This window comes from Clostridium tarantellae (genome assembly GCF_009295725.1).
Classification (GTDB): Bacteria; Bacillota; Clostridia; order Clostridiales; family Clostridiaceae; genus Sarcina; species Sarcina tarantellae.
This window is the reverse complement of the sequence record NZ_WHJC01000127.1, coordinates 1-9,586: the sequence shown is the minus strand read 5'-3', so window position 1 is coordinate 9,586 and position 9,586 is coordinate 1. Positions and strand designations below refer to the sequence as shown.

The following is a 9,586-nucleotide window of genomic DNA, read 5'->3' as shown; positions in this document are numbered from 1 at the left end:
TCAAATCCTTTATTATTATAATGGTTAGTTTACTAAACCGATTTAGTAAATTTATCCAAAAAGCAAAATGAAAGTACTTTTTAATATATTAATTATAGAAAATAATATTTATAATAGAACTAATAAGTATATAAAAAGGGGTATTGTTTTAATATTAGTGGCTTAATAATTTTAAGTCAAAGGGGTAATATATGAGAAAAATAACATTATTAGATGTAGCTAAAGAAGTTAACTTATCTAAAACAACTGTGTCAATGGTGTTAAATAATAAGCAAATAAATGTTTCAGATGCAACAAGAAAAAGAATATTTGAAGCAGCAAAAAGGCTTAATTATATACCTAATTCTGTAGCAAGGAGTTTAAGTACAAAAAAAAGTTATACTATAGGTTTTATAATTCCAGATATAGAGAATCCATTTTTTTCTGAAATGGCAAAAGCTATAGAAACTGAAGCAGAAAAGCATGGATACAGTATAATATTATGTAATACATTTAATAGCGGAAAAAAAGAAGAAGAGTATATAAAACTTCTTATTAGTAAGTTAGTAGATGGCGTAATATTAGTATGTGGAGAAGAGAATAATGAAGGAATGAAAATTTTAGAAAAGAATAAAGTTCCTTTTGTTATTGTAGATAGAAGGGTTTCAAGTAATGAAATTTTTAATGAAGTTTTCTGTGACAATAAATATGGTATTAAACTTGGAATAGAGTATTTAATTAATAAAGGATTTAAAAAAATAGCCTTTGTAGGTGAGAAGAAGAATGAAAGATTCTTAAATTCAAGATTAGAGTATTTTAAAGAGCTTTCAAAGGAGTATAATATTTTTAATGAGCATCTTATAGAGAAAGATTATTTCTCTATGGAAGGTGGAATTGCTGCAACTGAAAGATTAGTACATAAAAATTTACACATTGAAGCTATTTTTTATAGTAGTGATGTTATGGCAATAGGTGGAATGAAGTATTTATTGAAAAATGGGTATAAAATACCAGATGACATGAGTATCTTAGGATATGATAATATAGGAATATGCTCATTTATAGAACCAGAATTAACTACTATAGCTCAGCCTATATACAAAATGGGAGCAGATGCCTGTAGTTTATTAATAAATATAATTAATGATATAAGTGCTGAAGGAACAATAATTAAATTACCTTCATACTTAGTCGAAAGAGAAACTGTTAAATAAAATGATAGGTTGGTGAAAGAAATGAATAAACAAGAATTAATTTCTAAAGCAAAAGATGTTAGAAAAGACATCGTAGAAATGATCTGTGAATCAAAGTCAGGACATCCAGGTGGATCTTTATCATGTGCAGATATAATTACATATTTATATTTCAATAAAATGAATATTGATGTAAATGAACCAAAGAAAGCTGATAGAGATAGATTTGTATTAAGTAAAGGACATGCTGCACCAGCACTTTATGCTGTTTTAGCTGAAAAAGGATTTTTCCCTAAGGAAGAATTAATGCACTTAAGAAAAATTGGAGCTTTACTTCAAGGACATCCAGATTCAAAACATGTGCCAGGAGTTGATGTTTCAACAGGTTCTTTAGGACAAGGTATATCAAATGCTGTAGGTATGGCTTTAGGACTTAAGCATAAAAATAGTTCATCTAGAGTTTATACAGTTTTAGGAGATGGAGAGTTACAAGAAGGTTTAGTATGGGAAGCAGCAATGGCAGCAGCTCATTATAAATTAAGTAACTTAACAGCAGTAATTGATTTCAATGGTCTTCAAATTGATGGAAAAAATGAAGATGTAATGGGAATTCAGCCATTAGACAAAAAGTTCGAAGCTTTCGGATGGAATGTTATAGTTTGCGATGGTCATGATTTTGATCAAATAGATGCAGCTTTCAACAGTGCTGAAACTGTTAAAGACAAACCAACAATGATAATAGCAAAAACTGTAAAAGGTAAAGGCGTAAGCTTCATGGAAGACCAAGCAGGTTGGCATGGACAAGCTCCTAGCGTAGAACAAACAGAATTAGCAGTAAAAGAAATTGAAGGGTAGTGATTAACATGGGTAAGGCAACAAGAGAATCATACGGAATAGCTTTAGCACAATTAGGAAAAGAAAATGAAAATATCGTTGTATTAGATGCGGATCTTTCTAAGTCAACTAAAACAGCTGACTTTAAAAAAGATTTCTCTGATAGATTTTTTAACGTAGGAATAGCAGAGCAAAACCTTATGGGTATGGCTGCTGGATTATCAAATGTAGGATATGTTCCATTTGCAAGTACTTTTGCTGTATTTGCAGCAGGAAGAGCTTTTGAAATAATCAGAAACTCAATTTGCTATCCAAAAATGAATGTTAAAATAGCTGCAACTCATGCAGGAATAACTGTTGGAGAAGATGGTGGATCACACCAGTCAGTTGAAGACATAGCTTTAATGTGTTCACTTCCAAATATGACTGTAATAGTACCAGCTGATGATAGAGAAGCTAGAGCAGCTGTTAAAGCAGCAGCAGAAATGAATGGACCAGTTTACTTAAGATTCGGTAGATGTGCTACTGAAGATATATTTGATGATAGCTATACTTTCCAAATTGGAAAAGGAACAGAAATTTGTGAAGGTAATGATGTAGCTATAATTGCAACTGGTATGATGGTTCAAAAAGCTATAGAAGCTTCAAAAGAATTAAAAGCTGAAGGTATAAATGCAAGAGTTATAAACATATCAACTATAAAACCTTTAGATGAAGAAATAATAGTTAAAGCAGCTAAAGAAACTAAAGCTATAGTAACTGTAGAAGAGCATTCAATAATAGGTGGTCTTGGAGATAGAGTTTCAGCAGTAGTTTGTGATAAGGCTCCAACAACTGTTAAAAAAATAGGAATAAATGATACTTTTGGTGAGTCAGGAACTCCAAATGAGTTATTAGAGAAATATGGCTTAACAACTAAAAACATAGTTGAAACTGTTAAAGGATTAGTTTAAGATAAAAATTTATTTTAAATTTAAATATTTTTAGAACAAAAGATAAAAACATTATGATAAAAACACTATAAATAGCAAAAGATAACCATAGTATAACTAACAAAAGATAAAAATATTAAAAATTACATAAGATAAAAAAGCATATAAATGCTTTAAATTAACTAAAGACAAAACGCGAAGATGTAATAAAGCATAAACTAAAGATATAAATAATATATCAACAAAAGATACGAATAATAAGTAGAAGGAAGTGGATTAAATGAAATTATTTATCGATACTGCTAATATAAATGACATTAGAAAAATAGCTGAATTAGGAATTATATGTGGTGTTACTACAAACCCTTCATTAATAGCAAGAGAAGGTAGAGATATTAAAGAAGCAATGATTGAGATAACTCAAATCGTTGATGGTCCAATAAGTGCTGAAGTTATGGCTTTAGAAGCAAATGAAATGGTTGCAGAAGCTAAAGAATTAGTTAAAATCCATAAAAACATAGTTATAAAAATACCTATGTGTACAGAAGGATTAAAAGCTGTAAAAATGTTAACAGCAATGGGAATAAAGACAAACGTAACTTTAATATTCTCAGCAATGCAAGCTTTATTAGCTGCTAGAGCTGGTGCAAGCTTTGTAAGCCCATTCGTTGGAAGATTAGATGATATCGGAGCAGTAGGAATAGAGTTAATCGAGCAAATAAGAGAAATTTTTGATATCCACGGAATACAATCAGAAATAATTGCTGCAAGCATAAGAAATCCAATGCATGTACATGAAAGTGCAATGGCTGGAGCTCATATAGCTACAATACCAGCTAACGTATTACTTCAAATGGTTAAGCATCCATTAACTGATGCTGGAATGCAAAAATTCATAGAAGATTACGAGAAAGCTTTCAACAAATAATATTTTAATATTTAATTAAATTTTTAGATTGAGTTTATAACAAAGAAGCCATATCTCATATGAGATATGGCTTCTTTCTATTTGTATAAATTAAAATAAATGAATTTTTTTTTTTTGAAATTAAGAATATTTTCAATAAAAGCAACGTAAATTTGATTTTATAAACTTAAATTTAAAAAAATCAAATTTATTTTAAGGGGGAGTTTCATGAAGAGAAAAACATTGAAAAAAATTATGGCATTAGCTATAGTAACATCATTTTCTTTAAATGGACTAAGTGTATTAGCTTATGAAAATATTAATAAAGCAGTTTTAGTACAAGGAAGTAATATAGATGAGTTATTATCTAATATGTCAAAAGAAGATAAGGAATTTTTACAAGTTAGTAATGAAAATAAAATAAAGATTAATTCTAAAGTTAACTTGAAAAGTAATTCTTTAACTAAAATAATAGTTGAGTTAAAAAGTGACCCCATAATAGTTCAATCTGCTAAAAATAATAAGTTGAAAAGTGATATTGAAGGAAATATTAAAGATGAACATAATTCTTTCAAGGAAAAGATAAGCAATGTTATTGAAAATAAGAAAAAAGATATTGAAAGTTATAATAATGAATTTGAAGCAAAAGATATAGAAAATAAAGAAAAAACAGTATTTAAAAATGAAGATGAAAAGACTTCACTTTATATTCCAGAGGTGAAGTTTGGATATGAATTAATGCAATCTTTTAATGGAATAGCAATGGAAGTACCAGCTAGTATGATTGAACAATTAGCTAAATTAGATGAGGTTAAAGCCATTTGGAGTGATGAAATAGTTAAATTAGATTTACCTAAAGAAAAAGAGAAAATGGAAAGAAAAAATGATACAGATGCTAAAATTTCTCCTTTTATGGATAATAGTATTCCAACTATAGGAGTAGACAAGCTTCATAATGAAGGGATTAAAGGTAATGGAGTAAAAGTTGGTGTTTTAGATACAGGAATAGACTATAATCATCCAGATTTAAAGGATGGTTATATAGGTGGATATGATTTTGTAGATGATGATGATGATCCTATGGAAACAACTTATGAAGATTGGAAAAATAGTGGACAACCTGAATTTAGCTGGGGAAGTGCATATTATACAGCCCATGGTACTCACGTTGCTGGAACTATTGCTGGTAGAGGAGATGAAGAGGGTGAAGTAACAGGAGTAGCCCCAGAAGCTGATATTTATGCATATAGAGTTTTAGGACCATATGGTTCAGGAGCTACTTCAGGAATTATTGCGGCTGTTGATAAATCAGTTGAAGAAGAGCTAGATGTTATAAATCTTTCATTAGGCAGTTCTGTAAATGATCCATTAAGTCCTTTAGCAATAGCTATTAATAATACAATGTTATATTCACAAACTATGGCTGTAGTTGCGGCAGGAAATTCTGGACCTGATATGGGCACTTTAGGAACTCCAGGAGCTGCTAATATGGCATTAACAGTAGGGTCTAATAGTAGTTATGTTAAGGTAGATACTATAGAAGGAACTTTTGAAGAGGAAACCTACATTTTAAATATGTTAGCAGGTAGGTTAAGTGATAAGATTCATGATTTAGTAAATAAAAGTTTAGAATTAGAGTTTGCGGGTTTAGGTAAACCAGAAGATTTTGCAGGGAAAGATTTTGTAGGAAAAATTGCTCTTATACAAAGAGGAGAATTAGCGCTTAATGATAAAATAGCAAATGCAAAAAAAGCAGGTGCAGAAATGGCTATAATCTACAATAATGTGGAAGGGCCAATATCCTTATACTTAGGAGAATCTGAGGAATTTGTACCAACATTAGCTTTAAGTAAAGAGGATGGAGAAAAGTTAAAGCAAAATATAGTTGAAGGAAAAGCTCTTACTTTAGGAGAAAATATAGGAGAAATTGTATTAGAAGGATTAAAACTTTCTGATTTTAGTTCAAGAGGACCGGTAGTTGATACTATGGATATTAAACCTGAAATAATGGCTCCAGGAGAATCTATAAAATCAACAATTCCAGGATATTTAAATGATAAAGAAGCTACAAATCCTGATTATAAAAAAGCTTATGGAAGAATGTCAGGAACATCTATGGCAACTCCTCATGTAGCTGGACTTGCTGCTTTATTGGTGGCAGAGATGCCAGATTATTATGGACCAGAAGAGTTTAAGTCTATAATTATGAATACAGCAGATTCATTAAATGGTGATTATTCTGTTTATGAAGTTGGAGCAGGAACAATAGATGCTTATGAAGCGGTTAAGTCAGAGGTAAAATTTGTAGTACCAACTACTACCTATAATGAAGATTTAGATGGTAATATGGATGAAATTTCAGTGCCAGCAGCTGATATTGCTTTTGGAAGAAAAGAGAAAGATAAGGACCATAGTGCAACTATAAATTTATATAATAGATCCAATAAAGATAAGATTTTTAAAATATCTTATGAATATACTACTCCTATAGGTGAAGAAAAGGTCAATGGAGATGAAGAGGGCGTAGTTATAACATTACCAGAAGAAATATCTATTTTAGGTGCTCTAGAAGAAAATGATTCTTTTAGAAATTTTATTATGAAAATAAATGTACCCAATTCAGCTGCTAGTGGAACCTATGAAGGTTATATAAAATTTGTTAATAAGGATGATGAAAAGGAAGAGTATCAAATTCCATTTTCTATAGATGTAAGAGGACAGTTTGTAGATATTAAAGATAATATGAATGAAATTATAGCAATAGGAGAAAATCATCCATTTAGTGATCCGTATCCAGGATTATATCCTCAGTTTAAGGTAAGTGATAAATTTGAAAGTTTTGATTTCTTAGTTAAAGATGGAGAAACTAATGAATATATTGGCTATTTAGGAAGTTTAGATCCAGAATATGTACCTACTAATGTTTTTGTGGGATTACCACAACCAATAGCTTATAATGGTTTTTATCATCCAATACTAAAGGATATAGACGAAACTTTACGTATAGATAATGATGTTTATTATAAGTTTGATGATAAAAGATATCTTTTAGAGCTTAGAGCTGTAGCTAATGATGGACAAATTTTAAGAGATGAACAACAATTTTTCGTAGATGCTACATCTCCAGACATGATATTAAGTGAAGATTCTAGTGAAAGAATTTATGAAATAAATACAGATGATTTAGATGATAACTATATTCATTGGATAAGTGGAAAAATAACAGACCCTGATGTGGAGTATATGAGTAAATACAATGCTAAAACTACAAATAAAGACAATATATTATTTGCATATGAAGAGTCTTTGGGAAGACCACTTCAAGGAGTATTTTTACCAGATGAAAATGGAGAATTTAAATTTGGTGCTACAGTAGAGGAATTAAATGAAAAAGAAACGCTATTAGTTAACTACTATGCTATGGATGCTTCTAGTAATGGTGGTTATAAAGTAAATCAGGGATTAACTGGATTTGTTAAAGAAGGAACTCCTTATGTAAGTGTTTTAGCTGACAAAGAATTTAACTATGTAGGAGATAGTGTAACTGCAACTGTTTCTTTAAATAATGTAGAAAATTTTAGAGAATCTAATTTTAAATTTGAATATTTTTATGAAGATTTTGGTGGAAGCTTATATGAGGTAGAAGAAGTTGTACCAACTAAAGAATTACAAGCATTTTTAGATAACAATGATATAACTGCAAATATTAAAACTGAAGATGGTTTATATGGTTTTGGAACGGAAATAGTTAAAGTAGATTTTAATTTAGAAGGAAATTCTTCTATAGGAATAACAGGAGATATGCCTTTATTAGATATTAAGTTAAAAGTAGTTGGAGATAAAATATCATTAGGACATGATTCTATCATAAAAGTTGGAAATATGGATGGATTTAATGGTCTTTTAAGAAACTTAGAGTATAAAACAGTAGATGGAAGTACTAATACTATAAAGGTATTTAATGTAGCTAAAAGTGCCACTCATCAAAAAACTACTGAAATATTCGGAGTAATTTATCCTCAAGGTGTAATGGAAAATGAAGATAGTATAACTATGACTAAAACTTTAACAGAAATGGGTGCAGAAATATATGCTATTAACTCAAATGGCGATAAAGTAAATGCAGAGCTAAATACATTACATGATTTAGGATTAATTGAAAATTATATTGTAAGAATTCCAGCAGTTGATGGTGATTATAAGCTTATAGCTAATATACCAGGTCATTTAGATACTATATTCACTGATAGATTTAGCTATAATTATAATGGTGAAATTGATGGAACTACAAAGCATATTCAATTCCAAGCAAAAGCTGGTGATGTAAATGATGATGCTATCATTGATGCTGTTGATGCTATGCTTATAGCTAGAGCTATAGGAAAAGAAAATGTACCTAAGTTAAAAGGAATTCAAAGAGATATTAATTTTAATGACTTAATAGGTAGAGATGATTTAGACTGGGTAGTTAAGCATTTTGGTTCAACTAATTATGAAATAACTAAAGCACCTAAAATTGTAACAGAAATAGATGGTATGAAACTTGAGGATATTATTTCTAATATAGGTGCATTACAAGATAGTAAAGGGCCAGATATAAGTTTAAATGTAGAAGATGGTAATAGTTATGATAATGAAGTAGCAATAACTGTGGATTCATCAGATATTGTTTATTCAGAACATGTATTATATATAAATGGTCAACCAGTTAATGAAAGTATTTCAAAATCAACAGAATATATTATAAATGAACCAGGTAAATATGAAGTTAAGGTTGTAGCTATGGATGACTTAGGTAATAATTCAGAAAAAGTAGCTAATATAGAGGTTAAAGGCAAAGGAGAAGAAGTTCTAGCACCTCAAATTAAAATTTATGGCGTTATAGATGGAAAAATTTATGATGAACCAGTAAAACCTGAAATAGTTACAGAAAAGGGAACAACTAATGTTATAACTTTAAATGGTTCTGAATATAAAGTGGAATCTAAAGAAGAGGGAGATAAGGTTATACATTATGGAGAAGAAATAAGCAAAATTGCACACCATGAACTTAAGGTGGTTTCAACTAATGAAGCAGGAAAATCTACTACAAAAGTAGTTAACTTTAAATTAGAAAAAGATGATGATGGTGATACTGAAGAACCGGGGCCAGGAGAGCCTAATGATGGACCTACAATTAAAATTGAAGGCATTAAAGAAGGTAAAACTTACTACAATCCAGTAAAACCAGAGATTATTTTAGAAAAGGGAACAACTAATGTTATAACTTTAAATGGTTCTGAATATAATGTAAAAGTAAAAGAAGAGAATGATAAGGTTATATATTATGGGGAAGAAATAAGTAAAATTGCAGATCATGAACTTAAAGTAGTTTCAACTGATTCTGAAGGTGAATCTACTACTATGATAGTTAAATTTACCCTTGCTAAAAAATCAGGATCATTGCCTAATACAGGAGGGGTAGCAGCAATAACATTTGCAATTGCAGGAATATTATCAGTAGGTACAGGCATATTAATAGTAAAAAAGAAAAAAAATAATTAATTATACCTCCTTTTTAAATATATTTTAACTCTAGGTGGAGATTTTATCTCCATCTAGATTATTTATTTTTATTTATATAAATTTTATTGCTTAACTGCTAATATCTTATGGGGAAGTACTACTGTATAAAATAACAGAGTTTTTTAAGTGCTCCCTTGTCCAAAATCAATGTATCTAAATGTAATATAACTTGTTCA

Annotated in this window: 5 protein-coding genes; all 5 read left to right on the top strand. The window is 29.6% G+C overall.

Translation table 11 applies throughout. The features are described 5' to 3' along the window. Positions 1–191 precede the first annotated feature (191 nt). The gene (locus GBZ86_RS09270) at positions 192–1,193 is read left to right on the top strand and encodes a LacI family DNA-binding transcriptional regulator (RefSeq protein WP_152889984.1); all 1,002 of its coding nucleotides are present in this window, start codon (positions 192–194) and stop codon (positions 1,191–1,193) included. A 21-nt stretch (positions 1,194–1,214) separates the two neighbouring features. Then, positions 1,215–2,027: a transketolase gene (locus GBZ86_RS09265; protein WP_152889982.1), complete on the top strand. Its 813-nt coding sequence runs from the start codon at positions 1,215–1,217 to the stop codon at positions 2,025–2,027. An 8-nt stretch (positions 2,028–2,035) separates the two neighbouring features. Next, a complete protein-coding gene (locus tag GBZ86_RS09260) occupies positions 2,036–2,959 on the top strand; it encodes a transketolase family protein (protein ID WP_152889980.1) in 924 nt (307 codons plus the stop codon). A 259-nt stretch (positions 2,960–3,218) separates the two neighbouring features. Further along, positions 3,219–3,866 carry a fructose-6-phosphate aldolase gene (fsa, locus tag GBZ86_RS09255; RefSeq protein WP_152889978.1) on the top strand — a complete coding sequence of 216 codons (648 nt, stop codon included), beginning with the start codon at positions 3,219–3,221 and terminating at the stop codon, positions 3,864–3,866. A 207-nt stretch (positions 3,867–4,073) separates the two neighbouring features. After that, positions 4,074–9,389 carry a S8 family serine peptidase gene (locus GBZ86_RS18675; protein WP_152889976.1) on the top strand — a complete coding sequence of 1,772 codons (5,316 nt, stop codon included), beginning with the start codon at positions 4,074–4,076 and terminating at the stop codon, positions 9,387–9,389. The last annotated feature ends 197 nt before the right edge of the window (positions 9,390–9,586 follow it).

Coding starts and splice junctions, on each gene's coding strand:
- GBZ86_RS09270 (WP_152889984.1), top strand. CDS start 192: ATGAGAAAAATAACATTATTAGATGTAGCTAAAGAAGTTAACTTATCT.
- GBZ86_RS18675 (WP_152889976.1), top strand. CDS start 4,074: ATGAAGAGAAAAACATTGAAAAAAATTATGGCATTAGCTATAGTAACA.
- GBZ86_RS09260 (WP_152889980.1), top strand. CDS start 2,036: ATGGGTAAGGCAACAAGAGAATCATACGGAATAGCTTTAGCACAATTA.
- GBZ86_RS09265 (WP_152889982.1), top strand. CDS start 1,215: ATGAATAAACAAGAATTAATTTCTAAAGCAAAAGATGTTAGAAAAGAC.
- fsa (WP_152889978.1), top strand. CDS start 3,219: ATGAAATTATTTATCGATACTGCTAATATAAATGACATTAGAAAAATA.